The sequence below is a fragment of the Pedobacter sp. GW822-FHT03F06 genome (genome assembly GCF_058801365.1).
Window position 1 is genome coordinate 397,535 of record NZ_JBXANE010000005.1, and the last position, 16,755, is coordinate 414,289.

Genomic DNA, 16,755 nt, shown 5'->3' on the forward strand with positions numbered 1-16,755 from the left:
TATGATTTTGGATAAATTAATTTTGGCCCATGGTGAAAATATTTTACCTTAAAAAGATCTAATTTAAAAGCTCTAAAATGGACTTCAACAATAACTATCAAGAAATTGATTTACAATACTGTCGGGCAACTACGGGAAAGAGATTTACTAATTATCTTATCGATTTAGTTGTTTTTTACATCATAGCATTTGGCATTGCAATTATTCTTGGAATCGTTAAGCCGGAACTTTTAGACAGTTTTGATGGATTATCAGGCCGCTTGATTTCCTTATTACTTTATGGTATTGTAATGTTTATGACAGAAGCAATGTCTAACGGAAGATCGATTGGAAAGTTAATTACAGGAACAAGAGCTGTAAATCCTGATGGTAGCGACATTACTTTTCAAAAAGCATTTGTCCGGAATATTATAAGAGCTATCCCGTTCAATGCCTTTAGTGCATTGGGTAATCCTTGTGCACCGTGGCACGACCTTTGGTCGGATACAATAGTCATGGAAGAGAAAAAACTAGCCTTACAAGCCCAAAAAATAGATTTGTTCGACTCGGTTAAAAATCAAACTCAATAATTTCATCGTCTTTAAGCATGCGCTCTACAAATTTCTGATGATTTTTAGGCGTGCCTGTAGCCGCCCAGTTTCCGGTGATAATATTATCTACCAATTGGTGTTTTCCTCGTTGTGGTTTGAGTTTACTTTCGCGGAAAACCTCTTCATAGCTTTCTAAATTGCCATGGGTATGCTGTTTTTTAACAATGCGATAAAGCCTTTTGGTAAAACGGCGGTCGCCAATTTCTTCTAAAAAAGGGAAAATAATCAACGCCAATAAAACCACAATGGTTACCCCTATGGCCTGTTCGTAATAACCTGATCCTACGGCCATTCCAATTGCAGCAACAATCCAGATGATACAAGCGGTGGTGAGCCCTTTAACGCGGTTTTCTTCCTTAAAAATTACCCCAGCGCCTAAGAAACCGATTCCAGTAACAATGTTCGAGGCAATGCGGTCTTGACTGGTTGGGCCAATTTTAATGGACAGGATGGTAAATAAGGTAGCGCCCAAACCAATCATCATCATGGTTTTGAGTCCGGCAGATTTACTTCTGTACTCGCGTTCTGCTCCGATTAAGCCACAAAGCAGGGTAGCCAATAGAAATTTATTGATTTCACTTTGTGTAATGAAATGGTTTTGGTCTATGATCTCGTTCATCGCCTTGAATTATTAAAGGCAAATTAATAAAAATCGTAACATCTTAGGCCATTTGCTCTGCCACCACTCGAACTATTTGGAAAATATTTTTCATAACCCACACCAATTTCGGATGTTCCACCAGTGTTGCTGTAGTTGATTTTAGAGGTTGTAGCATCATGACTGATGCCTAACCTGAATTTCTCACCGTTTGTTCTGCGGTTAAAAATATCGAAGATTACAGAAAAAACAATTGCATCATTTCCATTCGAATTGCCATCGTTACGGTACCATATGCCTGCGTTTATGCCCGCATATTTATATTGCATGCCCGCACTGAACGATTTTACGTTGCCCTGTTTGTAGGCAACAATGGAGGGGATGAGGTAATTCCCATCGCGATCGTACTCATCTGGTACCAAGGTTAACTTGTAGCTTAAATTGCCTGAGATACGCATCGGCAACTTGGCCTGAAAACCCGATAAGGATTCATCCGGGCGGTTAAGGTGATGTACTGCTAATCCCATCATGAATTTCCCCACCACCAGGTTGGCCCCTGCATTGGAATCGAAATAATACCGACTATCTACACTTGGTCTTTCGGCGCCAGAAATACTACCAGGAATATAGCCCGTGTTGATATCGATCTGATCGCCAAAAACAAGTTTATCCCAGTTTAGCTTTTGGTTAGTGATGCCACCCTGTAATCCAAATGAAAGGGCAAAGTCGTCTCCCCCGATAATGTAAGCATAACTTACAGCAATATTATTCTTCACCAGATAGGCTGTGCCCTCGCTGCTGCGGTTAAAAATTAGGCCAATGCCACTGTTTAATCTCCGTAGATTGAGGTCTCCTGAAGCACTCATGTACGAAAAATCACTGGCTAAACCCGTCCATTGGTTCCGGTATAAGGCATTAAACCTAATGTCGCCCTCAAACTGACCTGTTAAAGCTGGATTTAAGTAAATCGGCGCATTGTAAAACTGCGAATAAATGTGGTCTTGCGCCGAAATCATTAACGGCAACATTAACGCAAACCAAAATAATATTATCCCTCTCCTCATCATCTTATTAAATATATTACACCCGTTTTCTTCGGAGGAGATGAATCGTAAGTCATTCCTTTCCAATCGCTGCCATTAATAAATTTTATATCTACTTTCCAGTAATAAACACCTTGTGGCTGTTCTTGTCCTTTGTAAGTCCCATCCCATCCCTCCAGTGGTGCGGCATCGTCTAGTTTGGTTGTTTCCCAAAGTAATTGGCCCCATTTGTTAAAAACCGACATTTGCCACTCTTTTATGCCGCGGCCTTTTGCTTTAAAGACTTTAATCTCGTTTTTTGCACTTGCCGGCATAAATGAATTGGGGATGTTTAGGTAACCCGGTACACCAATAATCCGCACCGATTGGAAGGTACTTGAAGAGCAGCCTTCTTTGTTCAGTACTTTCAGGGTTACAGTATAAGTGCCTTCGTTGGCATAGGTATGGTTTGGGTTTTGTAGGGTTGATCCCGATCCATCACCAAAAGTCCACTCCCAGCTTACAGCATCGGTACTGATATCCTTAAAGGCAAATGAATAGTTGGGAATGGATACTTCGTTCCCAGGACTAACAGTGAATGTGGCCACTGGTGGCGCAACAACATGGATAAAATCGGCTATGGTTGTGCTGTTTGTACAGCCGAGCGCATTGGTTGCCGTTAAGGTAACGGTATAATTTTTCCCCGAACCATTAAAAGTATGCGTAGGCTCTATAGCGTTGGATGTTGGCGAGCCATCTCCAAAATCCCAAACATAACCTATTGCACCAGTACTGGCATTTTTAAACTTTACGGTAACCCCATCACACCCACTTGTTTTATCTGCTGCAAAACTTACGCTGGGTTGTGGCAAAACTTCAACTGTTTCGGTTGTTGAAGCGTTGGAACAGTTATTTGATGCGTATAAGGTAATGGTATATTTTCCGGGTGCGGTAAAGGTATGTGATAGGGTTTCAGGTGCGGTATGGGTTACCGTAGTGCTTCCATCGCCAAAATCGTAAACAAAAGTGCCGGCCCCTTTAGTATTGTTAAAGAGATCGACTTTTAAAGGTGCGCAGCCTTTAAGTTGGTTGCTGTTTACGACCAATTCTGGCGTAATGTCGTTAGGTGAAACGCGGATAGAGTATTGAGATTCATTGCTTCCACATTCATTGGTTGCTGTCATTTTTACAACATAATCTTTAACAGCCAAAGTGGTATAGGTATGGCTTACGCTATTTTTATCGATAACGGTTAAAGGTGCTGAGCCATCACCAAAATCGTAGGTATAGCTGGTATAATTTCCAGGTGAAGTGTTGCTAAAGGTAACAGCGAGAGGAGAGCAGCCAGTTGTTTTATCAGGAGAAAAAACGGAAACCGGTTTTGCTTTTACCAATACGGTTGAGGTTTGCGTGGTGGTGCCACAGGCGGTGGTTGCCTTTAAAGTAACGGTGTAAGTGATATCTTTCCCCGCCGGGTCTGCCTGATAAGTAACCGCTGGCGGTTGAGCCAGATTTGAATTAGTACCATTTCCAAAATCCCAGTTAAAGGTAGCTGCTGTTAGCGAATTGGAAGTATTGGTAAAAACAACATTTAAAGGTCCGCAGTCAGATGTTGCACTTTGTGTATAAGCAGCGGTTACATTTTGTACTGTGCTAAAAGTATGACTGGTTTCATCACTATTACAGCCCAGGCTGCTTGTTACGACCAATTTGATAATAACGCTTTCGTTATCTGTTGCAATAGTATAGCCTGGAAAAGTAATTCCTGTACCAATCTGTACGCCATTAGCAAGCCAGGTATAAGTATTGTTGCGGTCTGTATAAGGCGTAGCCGATATATTGGTGGCTGTTAAAACAAAGGGCGAACAAGCTTTATCTGTATTAAAAACTAATTCTGCCTTAGCATGTGGATTCACCGTTATCTTAATCTGGTTGCTTAAATTGTTACTGCAAGCGCCGCTAGCTACCGATCGACGGTAATAAATGCTTACGGTTGGTGTTGGAGGTGTAAAGCTTACACTGTTTGCGCCCAATACATCGCTCCAGGCTGTTCCGTTTAAACTTGATTGCCATTGATACACGTAAGTTCCGCTGCCACCACTCGGTGTAGTACCTGTTAAAGCTGCTGCAGGTGTGCCGATACAAATGTTTTGATCGGCAGCAATGGTATTGTTGGTTAGACCTGGCAAAACGGTAATCTGTAATGAATTACTAATTGAAGTACAGATGGTGCTGTTTACCAATCTTCTGAAATAGGTTGAGGTGCTTACAATTAGACTTAAATCTTTATTAATGGCCGAAGGAACATTGCTCCAGATATTTCCATCGGTACTACTCTGCCATTGGTAGGCAAATGTTCCTGTTCCGCCAGTAGGTGTATCGCCAGTAATGGTGATGCTTTGTCCGGCACAAACTGGCGCTGTTGATGCGGTAATATTATTGGTAACAGGCGAGTAATAGGTGACGGTTACATCATCTACAGATGGAGGGCAGCCATTGAAACCAGAAATAGTCCACCTGAAGGTATAAGTTTGCCCTGGTACCAAACCGGTAACCGTGGTGTTGTACAGTGTAGGGTCGGTTATGGTAATGCCTGTTTGTGCTGATGTTAAAGTCCACGTACCGCTATTAGGTGTGGGATTATTTCCATTTAAAGTAATACCGTTTCCACTGCATAGGTTTTGATCAGCCCCTGCATTGGCCGCAACGGTACCCGGATTTACGGTGATGGTGGTTACGGTTGATAGGGCTTCTGCACAACTACCACTTTGAATTACCGCACGGTACTGCGTGCTTATGGTAAGGTTAGAAAATACATACGGATTTGCTGTTGAGATTAGGGTAGACCAGTTTGTGCCATTATCGATAGATCTTTCCCAACGGATAATATTTCCAACCTGCCCTGTTAAATTGATGTTTCCGCCATTTGCACCCGCGCATACATTCACATCGCCTGTGGTTGTGCCGCCAACACTGAGCGGGTTAACCGTGATCCTGACATCATCACCCGATGTAGCGCAGTTGGTGTCGCTTATTGTCCACCTTAAGGTATATGTATTCCCTGCCAGCAAACCAGCAATTGTTGTATTGCCCTGCGTGTCATCAGCAAAAGTTACGGCTGTAGGCGCAGTAACGATTGTCCATTTGCCTGTGCCAACTACCGGTATATTTCCTTTTAAGGTGTAAGTGCTTGCGTTACAAATGGCTTCATCCGGCCCGGCATTGGGCAGTGTTGCACTTGGCAAAACGGTAATGGTAATGCTGGCAGGCGCGCCTGGGCAACCATTTGTAGATACAGGCGTAATGGTATAAGTTACCGTACCTGCAGTGGTGCCTGTATTGGTTAGGATATCATTAATTTGCGTTCCTGCAGATGCTACCGCTCTATTACTATTTCCGGTTATTGCTCCGGTGATTACACTGGTATAAGTATAGTTTACACCCGTTAAGTTTGTTGTTAAGGTTATGGCCGATGAAGTGGCGTTACAGATGGTCGCATTCGCTGCAGTTGGTGTTACAAGAGGGTTAGGTTTAATGGTAGCTACCAAATTAAAAGGTGTTCCATCGCAGCCATCTAAATGTGGAGTGATGATATAAGTTACGTTTGCATCAGCATTTAGGTCGGTATTGGTAAGGATATCGTTAATGGCTCCGCTTCCGCTGGCAGTATATCCAGTTGCTGATGCGGTTCCGGTAGCGGTCCAGGTGTAAGTTACACCCGCTGCCGCAGAAGTAGGTGTGTAGGCAACACTATTACCGGTACAGATGGTTTTAGCTGCTGCGCTCGTTAAACTGATATTGGGTTTTATTTTAAGGATAATATCGTCGTCAATCTGGTTGCAGGGGGCGGCGAGTGCGGTGGTAACCCTTAATCGTAAAGTAACCGTGCCCGCTGTTTTTTCGGCTGCAGTTGGCGTGTAGGTTGCATTTAAATCGTTTCTGCTGGGGGTAAAGGTTCCTAATCCGCCAATCCAGGCTTGTGTAGCAGTAGCACCAGTTATGGTTCCGCTGAGCGCAAAACTTGGGTCGTTAAAACAGATATTTTGATCTGGCCCTGCGCTAATCACTGGTGCTGTACTGAAGGTAAGGATTTGGGTTTCGCTTACCGTGCCACAATTATTTTTGTGTATAACAGTTACGGTATAGGTATCGTAGCTATCGAATTTTATAGATGGATATTTAGAATTGGCGGTGGTGCCACCAGTAAAGCTATAGGTGCCCGATCCCGATGGAACAACTGTCCAGGTATAACTGTCTGGTAAATCTTTTGTAGTGCCGGTAATTAATGTTCTGGTTGGTCCTGTTGTGGTATTGTTAAAATCGTAAGTAGCCAGGTTACACAACGTGATATCGGGCGATAGCGTAGCTAAAGGACTCGCATTAACGACAACAGTTTGTGGTAAACTGGTAATTACACCACACGATGGCGTGCTGATGCTTAAAGTAATGGTATAGGTGCCAGGGCTGGTAAAATTGAACTCCGGTTCTTTGCTTGCCGCATTTGTACCACCTGTAAAAGCTACAGCTGGTGTAACTGACCATGAATAGTTATTGGCTGCATCGCAGATATTATCTAAAACAGAAAGATCAGTTGCTTTTAATGTTGTTCCAGAGCAAATTGTATTTGATGGTAAACTAAAATCTGGCTTTGGCGGATCCTGGATACAGATTTTCATTTCTACCGGATCGGCATCACACTCGCCTGTAATGTTTTTAGATTCTAGGCGGATAGTATATTCTCCATGGGTTGGAAACTTGTATACAAAATTGTATGATTTTGGTTTATCAACCTCTTTAATCACCCCATCAACATACCAGTTATAGGTGACGTTATTGGGTGTACAGGCTGCGGTATTGGTGTTCGGGTTTTCGCCCAAAACCGAGGTATTCACAAATGTGATGTTGGCATTGGTACAGCCGGGGGTATTAAAGGCAAACGAATTTATAGGTTTTACCACTACCTTAGCCGAAGAGGAAACAGGCGTACCCATGGTGGTACAGAATGCATTCGATACATTAATAGATACATCAAAAGCGTTGTAGATTGTGCCCGCACTGGAGGTAGAAATACTTCCGCAAGAGGATTTGGTATAAGCATGTGTAACCTTACCGCCATTGGCAATAATCTCGCAAAGGGTATAGGTTGAGGTGGTTTGATCACCCCAGGTAATTGTATAAATATCTCCCGGGAAATTGTTTTGAATACCTGCACTCGAACTCACATCTACGCTAAACGTTAATGCACCCAACGGCAAACAAACCACTGTATTACCCGAATTGGCAAAAGCGGTTATTGCTTTATTGTTGATGAGCAGATAAGCCTTGGTTGCTACAGATCCATCGGGCATTACGGCTTTGGTATAAATGGTATAATGTGCCTGTTGGGCCGTAAAAGGCTGTATTGCTGTAGGAAAATTGATTAATGTTGGCCCCCCACCATTTACTTCGTCGGTTATACTCGCGGTAACCGTACTGTTTGCTGTAGATGCATTTGTAAGGAAGAAAGCATTATTGGCCTTACTGGTGCAGGTACCAAAAGTTTCATCGTTTGCCGCATTTAACAATGTTGATGTCAATTTAGCCTCAACCGGCGGTCCTGCTTTTACTTCAAAAGCAGTTGATGGTGTGCTTGTGAATGCCGGAGCGGTTGATTTTATCCTAACCTGATAACCTGTGCCAGGTGTAAGGCTTGCCGGAAGTTTACCATTGACATAGGTACTGTAGAAGCCGCTATAACTGCCTATGAGTGTTTCTGCACTAAAGCTTCCATTCTGATCGGAAAGATATAACTGGAATTGGTTTCCTTGAGCCGCACAGCCTGCACTGATATTAAAAGGAACCGCAATGGTACTGCCTGGAGTAAAAGGGCCTGCATCAACTGAGCCTATGGTAATTTGAGCGAAAACATTTGACGTGAACAAAAATGCCCCAAAAAATAGGACAAAAGAAAGCCATTTCCTTTTACAACGAATCTTCATAAATCTCTAACACTAGGGAATGATTTTATTGCGTTCTGGAAGCGTTGTTGGTTAAACTTGCTTTAATCCAATCTCAGAAATGAGAATTCGACCTAAGACGCGTCAATAAATATTCGTTGCAAAGAACGTAATTTTTGCATTACAATAACAAAATTTTACACCAACATCAACTAAATGAATGGGTTATAGCTTTGGTAAAGCTTCGTTTTTGCTATAATAACGCATAAAAAAACCCTCAAGGTATTAAACCTTGAGGGTATATTTTTACACGAAATCGTTTCGTTGCAGAATGGTATTACATCATACCACCCATGCCGCCGCCGCCCATTGGAGGCATTGGAGCACCACCTTCTTCAGGTTCGTCTGCTAAAACAACTTCAGTAGTTAATAACATTGCTGCAATAGATGCTGCATTTTCTAATGCTACACGGCTTACTTTAGTTGGATCGATAACACCAGCACCAATTAAGTTTTCGTAAACATCAGTACGTGCATTGTAACCGAAATCAGCTTTACCTTCTTTAACTTTTTGAACTACGATAGAACCTTCAATACCTGCGTTTTCGCAAATCTGACGTAATGGCTCTTCGATAGCACGACGGATGATCTGGATACCAGTGTTTTCATCTTCGTTAGCACCTTTTAGGTTAGCTAAAGCTTCAACCGCACGGATAAAAGCAACACCACCACCAGCAACAATACCTTCTTCTACAGCCGCACGGGTTGCATGTAAAGCATCATCAACACGGTCTTTTTTCTCTTTCATTTCAACCTCGCTAGCTGCACCTACGTAAAGAACTGCAACACCACCAGCTAATTTAGCCAAACGCTCTTGTAATTTTTCTTTATCGTAATCAGATGTAGTTGTTTCGATCTGAGATTTAATTTGGCTAACACGTGATTTAATATCATCTGAATTGCCAGCACCGTTAATTACAGTTGTATTGTCTTTATCAACAACAACTTTCTCTGCAGAACCTAAATAAGTTAAATCAGCATTTTCTAATTTGTAACCTCTTTCTTCTGATACCACAATACCGCCAGTTAAGATCGCGATGTCTTCTAACATTGCTTTTCTTCTATCACCAAAACCTGGAGCTTTAACAGCAACAACCTTTAACGAACCACGGATTTTATTTACTACCAATGTTGCTAAAGCTTCGCCATCTAAATCTTCTGAAATGATAACCAATGGTTTACCAGTCTGAACAGTTTTTTCTAAAACCGGTAACAATTCTTTCATGTTACTGATTTTTTTGTCGTAGATTAAAATGTAAGGATTTTCTAATTCAGCTTCCATTTTATCTGCATTGGTAACAAAATATGGAGATAAATAACCTCTGTCAAATTGCATACCTTCAACTGTTTTAACTTCAGTTTCGGTACCTTTTGCTTCTTCAACAGTAATTACACCGTCTTTACCAACTTTACTCATTGCCTCAGCAATTAACGAACCGATAACTTCGTCGTTGTTAGCCGATATAGAGGCAACTTGTTTAATTTTATTGTTATCATCACCAACCGCTTGTGATTGAGATTTTAAGTTTTCTACAACAGCAGCAACCGCTTTGTCAATACCACGTTTTAAATCCATTGGATTTGCACCAGCAGCAACGTTTTTAATACCTGTAGTAATAATTGCCTGAGCCAATACAGTTGCAGTAGTCGTACCATCACCAGCAATATCAGCTGTTTTTGATGCTACTTCTTTAACCATTTGAGCACCCATGTTCTCAACGGCATCTTTCAATTCGATTTCTTTTGCCACTGTAACACCATCTTTGGTGATTGCCGGTGAACCGAATTTTTTATCGATAATTACGTTACGTCCTTTTGGACCTAATGTTACTTTTACTGCATTTGCAAGAATATCAACACCTCTTTTCAGGGCATCACGAGCTTCTACGTTATATTTTACTTGTTTTGACATTTTTAAGAATATTTTAAAGTTTTAATGTTGAAGGTTGAAACATTTCACTCCTCCGATTTATATAACATTACAACATTACAACGTTGCAACATTTTAATTTTTACCCAACAACAGCGTAAATATCGGTTTCGCGCATAATTAAGTAATCTTTACCTTCGTACGGGAATTCGGTACCACCATATTTACCATAAATTACAACATCGCCAACTTTTACACTCGCTTTTTTACCTTCAGCATCTTCTTCAGAAACAGAAACTACAGTTCCTTTAGATGGTTTTTCTTTTGCAGTATCAGGGATATACAAACCTGATGCAGTTTTCTCTTCTGCCGCAGCCGGTTCAACTATTACTCTGTTCGAACTGCCAGCAATTGGTTTAAGGTTTAACGCCATAACTTTTATTATTTTTTTATTTTGATTTGAGTTTTTTAACTAAGCTTACAATTAACACTTTTTATGCCAAGAGGCTTAGCGGGACAAATTTTCACCAAACTGTCAAACTTTTTACGCTAATTGAGAATGTGGGTGTCAGCATGGCAGTAAGTTTTGATTTTTTGAGCCAGATTTATTATTTAATCACCGGTCGTCATTTCGAGCGGAGTGTAGCGAAGTCGAGAAATCTGCCTAGTTTGATCTCTCCATTCCACTGCGTTTCAGTCGAGATGACGGCTGGATTATTAAGATATGTCTAGGTTTCGCCCCTTTTATATCGCTTTCTCTGTTAAATATTTCCAATATCTTTTAGGTACATGCTGCAGATGCAGTTTGGTGTTTTTCCGCGCGACAATGTTGGCGCTTTTAAAATAATCTTTCCAGAGCGTTGCATACAAAGCTTCGCTATCGTCCATTAAAACAGGCGCCGGGTTTTGTTTATTTACACCATTGCTAAAGCTGATCGTAATTTCTTCAACCGCAGTTAAATTATAGTGGAGACCATACTTGCGTTTTAAATCGTAAATTACCCAAGCCTGATCGGCATAACGGTTTTTAAAATGACTGGATATTAAAGGCAATACATTAAAATCAGGATCTATGTTGGCATAAAATATCCCATCGCCAGTTTTTTGAAAACGGATAAATGCTTCCATTCTGTGTTTTTCCCTTTCTACGCTTTTGGCATATTTAGCCAGCGCAATTATATGTGGATTGCCATAATTACTTTCTGCACCCAATTGATTTTGAAAAATGTATATAGTAAACTGAAAGAGGTGATTGTAAGCCTCTGGTATTTCTGATAAATAAGTGCAATAGTATTTGCGCTGCCAATCCTTTTTAAGTTTCTTTTGCAGCCCTGCCCAAACCCGACCTGCTTTTTCTGCATTGGTGTTAACCGTAAAACTTTCTGCAAAAGCTTCAGGCTGAAAAATTGAAATAGATTTTAGCACAACTTTCCCTGGCTTACGTTCAAACCATTCGAAAACAGCGGTTAACAAACCTTGAAAAGTGCCATCGAAAATGTAGGTCATTGGATGTTTTTTATATTGAAGGGTGTCGTCATTGCGAAGCCAATTTTTCATTGGCTGAAGCAATCTTTTTAGAAAGATTTTACTATCGGTAAAAAGATTACTTCGTCGTTCCTCCTCGCAATGACGATTCTGACATTTTAAAACAAAATCATCTGGTTGCTATCTGTTTTTAAATATTTGCTCTGGCTTTCGGCCAAAATAAAAGCCTTAATCTGTGTGCCCTGGTAATCTTTCAGCTGATAGGGGCTATCCAGACAAACCATAAAGTGTTTGGCCCGGTTATAAGCTACGCCGATTTTTTTCAACTGGTCAATCCTGAGTTTTCCGAACTTTCTGGCCTGCACGATTTTTTTAGCCGACATTACGCCGATTCCCGGTATCCGGAGAATCATTTTATAATCAGCCGTATTTATATCCACAGGAAAATGTTGCATATTTCTAATCGCCCAGCTTAATTTTGGATCGATATCAATATCAAGGTTTGGGTTGGCGTCGTTTAAAATTTCCTGCACTTTAAAGCCGTAAAACCGCATTAACCAATCGGTTTGATACAATCTGTTTTCTCTTAGCAGTGGTGGTTGTGTACCAAGTATAGGCATCCTGGTGTCGTTGCTAATGGGTACATAACCTGAATAATAAACTCTTTTTAGCGAAAAATTTTTGTAAAAGGTATTCGCGGTGTACATAATATCTTTGTCGCTTTCTGGTGTGGCGCCAATAACCATCTGTGTGCTTTGTCCCGCAGGTACAAACGTTGGCACATGTTTGATCAGTTTTTTATCGGCCGTAAACTGGCTGATCTGCTGTTGTACAAAAGCCAAAGGTTTAATTACTTCCCCGTGGTTTTTCTCGGGAGCCAAAAGCTTCAAGCCGGCTTCAGTTGGCATTTCTAAATTAATACTCATCCGGTCGGCATATAAGCCAGCTTCCTTAATCAGTTCATCGCTCGCTCCCGGAATGGTTTTTAAATGGATATAGCCGTTATAATGCTGTTCCAAACGGAGTTTTTTAACGACTAACAACAGCCTTTCCATAGTAAAATCGGCATTTTTGAAAATCCCTGAGCTCAAGAACAAACCTTCAATATAGTTGCGGCGATAAAAATTCATGGTCAGTTCTACCACTTCATCTACGGTAAAGGCCGCACGTTTTACATCGTTGCTTTTCCGCGAAACGCAGAACAAACAATCGTAGATACAATGGTTTGTAAGGAGGATTTTTAAAAGCGAAACACATCGGCCATCTTCAGTATAGGTATGGCAAATACCCGATGTATAGCTATCGCCAAGGCCTTTATTGGTGTTTTTTCTCGTGCCGCCGCTTGATGAACAAGAAACATCATATTTAGCGGCGTCAGCAAGAATATTTAATTTTTCACGGATTCGGTCAAACATAGGGGTTATATTTACTAACAAAGATAGTTTAATAACTAAAAATATTAGCAAATAGATTTATCTAACCTATTCTATTTTGGAATAATAATTAACTAAAAACTGTTTGAAGGGGTTAGCTTTCTGCTTATTGGCAGTTGATGCGCAATATTATAACTTTCCTGATAGTATTGCAGTTCAGAAAAGAAGCGGTCGGCCTCTGTTTCGTGATTTTTAAGTGGACTAAAGTTTGCAACAAAATCCGGGTGCTTAAATTCAATTTGATAAAAATAACCTCCATTGTGGTTATCGAACATTTCGGTTACGCTGGTTATGTTTTCCCATCCAGAAAAAAACTCGGTTCTCCGGTATAAGAAAGAAGTGCTTTTTAATCTAAAGCTTATACCTTTTTCACTGATTAAAATTTTACTATGTACAAAAATCTGCGTTTTGGTAATCCATAATAAAAGAAGTGCCATTAAAATAATTGATAGCGAAACAAATATCAACGTGGATGTTTCGGAAAGCGAAGAAGGTAAACTAAAAAGACAATACAACATTAGAGAAATGAAGAACACAGGAATGCCAACCATCGCGATTAACAAAACACTATTTTTATGGTATTTTAGTTTATAAGGATGCATGAGGATTAATTTTTGTAAAGTTAAGCCCTGGTGCATGGTTTCGGAATACTTACTATTAGGTATTTTTAATGGCCTACAGCTGATTATTTACCATCCCACTCTTTATAAAATTGCTCCAGGTATAGAAGCATAAAATTGTGTCTTTCTAAGGCTATTGCTTTCCCTGCTTCAGTATTCATCATGTCTTTCAACAACAACAGTTTTTCGTAAAAATGGTTAATGGTAGGTGCAGTGGTATTTTTATAACTTTCTTTAGTGAGATGTTCTTCGGGTAAAATAGCCGGATCGTAAAGTACCCTGTTTTTGAATCCGCCATAGGTAAATGCTCTTGCAATACCAATGGCTCCAATGGCGTCTAAACGATCTGCATCCTGTACAATTTGCATTTCTTTTGAGGAAAAACCTGTGCCATCAAAACTGTTTTTGAACGACATGTTCTGGATAATCAGTTTAACATGGGCGATAACCTCAGCCTCAACAGCTATCGAGGCTAAAAATGACGCAGCCATGTTCGGCCCCAATTCTTCATCACCGTTATTAAATTTAGGATCAGCAATATCATGCAACAATGCGGCAAAGGCTACTACAAGTTCATCGCCATTTTCTTGCTGATTAATGGTTTGAGCGGTTTTAAAAACACGTTCAATATGGAACCAATCGTGCCCTGCTTCTGCATTAGCTAATGTTTTCTGAACAAAATCGATAGTTTTTTGAATGGCAGCCTGCATAGTTCTAAATTTTTTCCAAAGGTATTGGAATTATTTGCAGGGTAAAAAAAATGATATCAACAGCGTCTGGATATTAACTTGCAGCTGCTGTCCTGTTCTCATCATCAGCAATAATTTTAATTAAATCATTGTGGTTAAGGGTTAATAAATGAGATACTTCAACCTCTAAAATTGCTGCAATTTGGAATAAACGATCGATTGTTAATTTACTATAACCGAGCTCAATTTTGCTGTAAGCATTCTGAGATATTTTCAGTTTCGCCGCAAGATAATCCTGAGTATAGTCTCTGTATTCTCTAATTTTTCTGATATTTCCGGCAACATTCTTTGTCTTTAAAGCCAATACATCTTCCATAAAAAGGGATAATTTTTTTAATGTTTATTTCATTATGTACGAAACTTTAACCGCAACAGTTTTAAAAGTGTAAATTTTAGCACTATCGGGAATTACACGAAACGGATTAATGAACTAACTGTTATAACAAAGAAATAACCTAAATGTTTAAGTGCGCTGTTTTTTGGTTGATAATCAGGTTTTTATGCTTTAGGTAGAAGGAGCGATATGATATGGAGCATTATTGCATTATGCAGCTCAGATCAAGAAGAGAAAGGTGGGAAGTAAGAAAACGTTTAAAAATTTACTGTTAAGGGTTAGTATAGTCCCCAGTCGTCTTCAAATTCGTCTTTTTCGAAATATTTAACCCATTCGATAAAGAGTAGACGAAATTTTTCAATTTCGTCTAAAACAATATCTTTATATTCCGGAGTACAGATTTCGAACATATCTGCTGCTCTCACCTGGGTTTCTAATTCACGGCAATTGGTTCGGATAATAGAGGCATTTTCCATTCTTAAAATATACATATCTGCCCCTTCTGCCCCAACAATTTTAGGACATAACATGAGGGCATTCTGCATAATTAAGTTAGCGGTCATTTCGGCCATCTCTCCTTCCAGTGTTTCGCAGAACAGGGCGGCATATTTATATACGGCTCTGGCCTGGTTGTAAAGACTTTTAGCCCTGGTCACTTTTAGTCTAACCTTTTCTGCATCAACACTTGATAGATTTTCTTCATCCTCATCATCTCGGCCAAATCGGCTAAAATGTTCCCATTCGGGCATATGGTCCATGTCATCAAATTCCATATTTTTCAAAATTTTTTACGTTATGGTACGTAAGAGAGCGTAATATATTAATTTTCAATGAAAAAGACTAGGCTTCAGTTAACGGAGCCCTGCGAGAGCCGTCATATAATTCATACTCTAGTAAGCGACAGTCTAATTTACCATTATAAAATTCAATCTTTTTAGTAGCTTTTAATCCAATTTTCTTTGCAAGATCAGGATTTCCAGTGAAAATATATCCAGAATAACCCTTGCATTTCGTTTTCATAAAATCGCCCATACGTTTATAAGTGAGTTCCAACTTGCTGTGCACCCCTAAACGCTCACCATACTCCGGGTTAAAAACAACAACACCTTTGCCATCTTCAGGAACCGGTGTTAACTCAAAATCGCAAACTTCGAATTCGATTAAAGTATCAACACCGGCAGTCTTAGCATTTCGACGGGTTACTTCAACTGCATCTTCCGAAAGATCGGAAGCTACTATTTTTAGGTCAACATTTTTGATTACCTGATCTTTTAAAATTCTACGTTCAGCGAAAAAATCTTCTTCATTATAACCTAAAATGTGCATAAAACCATAATTCATACGGTATAATCCAGGGGCACGGTTGGTTGCAATCAGCGCTGCTTCGATAGCTAATGTTCCTGAACCGCACATTGGGTTAATAAATGGCGATTGCTTATCCCAGTTGCTTGCTAAAATAACCCCCGCGGCTAAAGCCTCTAACATAGGGGCCTTACCAGGTATTTTACGGTAGCCGTGTTTGGCAAGGGTTTCGCCTGAAGTATCCATAAAAACATCGGCATCGGCATCTTTCCAGTATAAATGCACTACTGTTTTATTTGCATCCGATCCAGAGTTCGGGCGGATGCCCTTTTTCTCTTTCATACGGTCTACTATGGCATCCTTTACTTTTAAGTTTGCGAAAAGTGGTGTGGTAATATTTGGGTTATCAACATTTGAGGTTACCGAAAAATAGCCCGAAAAATCGATCAGTTCTTCCCATTCAATGGCTGCAATTTCATTGTATAGATCATCGGGAGTAATGGCCTTGAAACTTTTTATGGCGTAGAGGATCTGACTGGCACAGCGCAAGTTCAAATTAAGCTTTATGCACTCTGTGAGGGTGATATTGAGCTCAACACCCGTAGCAAAAGACCGCTCGATGGTATAACCTAAAGCCGTAACTTCTTCTTGTAAATAAGGCGAAAGGCGCTTGTTGCAGGTAATAATTACCTTGCTTTTATTGTGGAAAACTTGCATCATAATATATGCGAAGTTATCAATAAAATTATAGAGATT

The 16,755-nt window shown here is 40.2% G+C and carries 13 protein-coding genes; 1 reads left to right on the top strand and 12 read right to left on the bottom strand.

What is annotated here, in order from left to right:
• Positions 1–77 precede the first annotated feature (77 nt).
• A complete protein-coding gene (locus AC1RJ8_RS11445) occupies positions 78–569 on the top strand; it encodes an RDD family protein (RefSeq protein WP_492953920.1) in 492 nt (163 codons plus the stop codon).
• On the opposite strand, the gene AC1RJ8_RS11450 is transcribed toward AC1RJ8_RS11445, so the two are convergent.
• The 12 genes from AC1RJ8_RS11450 to AC1RJ8_RS11505 all read right to left on the bottom strand — a co-directional run bounded on the left by AC1RJ8_RS11450 (position 550) and on the right by AC1RJ8_RS11505 (position 16,716).
• On the bottom strand, positions 550–1,209 hold the full coding sequence (locus AC1RJ8_RS11450; RefSeq protein ID WP_492953921.1) for an MgtC/SapB family protein: 660 nt from the start codon (positions 1,207–1,209) through the stop codon (positions 550–552). The genes AC1RJ8_RS11445 and AC1RJ8_RS11450 overlap by 20 nt on opposite strands.
• A gap of 23 nt (positions 1,210–1,232) precedes the next feature.
• A complete protein-coding gene (locus AC1RJ8_RS11455; protein WP_492953922.1) occupies positions 1,233–2,255 on the bottom strand; it encodes a PorP/SprF family type IX secretion system membrane protein in 1,023 nt (340 codons plus the stop codon).
• Positions 2,252–8,188 (bottom strand): PKD domain-containing protein, encoded by a 5,937-nt coding sequence (locus AC1RJ8_RS11460; protein ID WP_493008046.1) that lies wholly within the window; start codon positions 8,186–8,188, stop codon positions 2,252–2,254. Before AC1RJ8_RS11460 ends, AC1RJ8_RS11455 begins: the two co-directional genes overlap by 4 nt.
• A gap of 295 nt (positions 8,189–8,483) precedes the next feature.
• Complete coding sequence (gene groL, locus AC1RJ8_RS11465; RefSeq protein WP_057933220.1) at positions 8,484–10,118, bottom strand: chaperonin GroEL; 1,635 nt, start codon at positions 10,116–10,118, stop codon at positions 8,484–8,486.
• A gap of 100 nt (positions 10,119–10,218) precedes the next feature.
• Positions 10,219–10,509, bottom strand: a complete 291-nt coding sequence (locus AC1RJ8_RS11470) for a co-chaperone GroES (RefSeq protein WP_010599229.1) — start codon at positions 10,507–10,509, stop codon at positions 10,219–10,221.
• 311 nt (positions 10,510–10,820) lie between these two features.
• On the bottom strand, positions 10,821–11,633 hold the full coding sequence (locus tag AC1RJ8_RS11475) for a TIGR03915 family putative DNA repair protein (protein ID WP_492953924.1): 813 nt from the start codon (positions 11,631–11,633) through the stop codon (positions 10,821–10,823).
• A gap of 86 nt (positions 11,634–11,719) precedes the next feature.
• Positions 11,720–12,976 (bottom strand): putative DNA modification/repair radical SAM protein, encoded by a 1,257-nt coding sequence (locus tag AC1RJ8_RS11480; protein WP_492953925.1) that lies wholly within the window; start codon positions 12,974–12,976, stop codon positions 11,720–11,722.
• 92 nt (positions 12,977–13,068) lie between these two features.
• Positions 13,069–13,431 (bottom strand): hypothetical protein, encoded by a 363-nt coding sequence (locus tag AC1RJ8_RS11485; RefSeq protein WP_492953926.1) that lies wholly within the window; start codon positions 13,429–13,431, stop codon positions 13,069–13,071.
• A 248-nt stretch (positions 13,432–13,679) separates the two neighbouring features.
• Positions 13,680–14,324: an HD domain-containing protein gene (locus tag AC1RJ8_RS11490; RefSeq protein WP_492953927.1), complete on the bottom strand. Its 645-nt coding sequence runs from the start codon at positions 14,322–14,324 to the stop codon at positions 13,680–13,682.
• Positions 14,325–14,397: 73 nt separating this feature from the next.
• The gene (locus AC1RJ8_RS11495) at positions 14,398–14,679 is read right to left on the bottom strand and encodes a helix-turn-helix domain-containing protein (protein WP_029274217.1); all 282 of its coding nucleotides are present in this window, start codon (positions 14,677–14,679) and stop codon (positions 14,398–14,400) included.
• A gap of 296 nt (positions 14,680–14,975) precedes the next feature.
• Positions 14,976–15,470: a hypothetical protein gene (locus AC1RJ8_RS11500; protein ID WP_057933225.1), complete on the bottom strand. Its 495-nt coding sequence runs from the start codon at positions 15,468–15,470 to the stop codon at positions 14,976–14,978.
• Positions 15,471–15,537: 67 nt separating this feature from the next.
• A complete protein-coding gene (locus AC1RJ8_RS11505; protein WP_492953938.1) occupies positions 15,538–16,716 on the bottom strand; it encodes a THUMP domain-containing class I SAM-dependent RNA methyltransferase in 1,179 nt (392 codons plus the stop codon).
• Between the last annotated feature and the right edge of the window lie 39 nt (positions 16,717–16,755).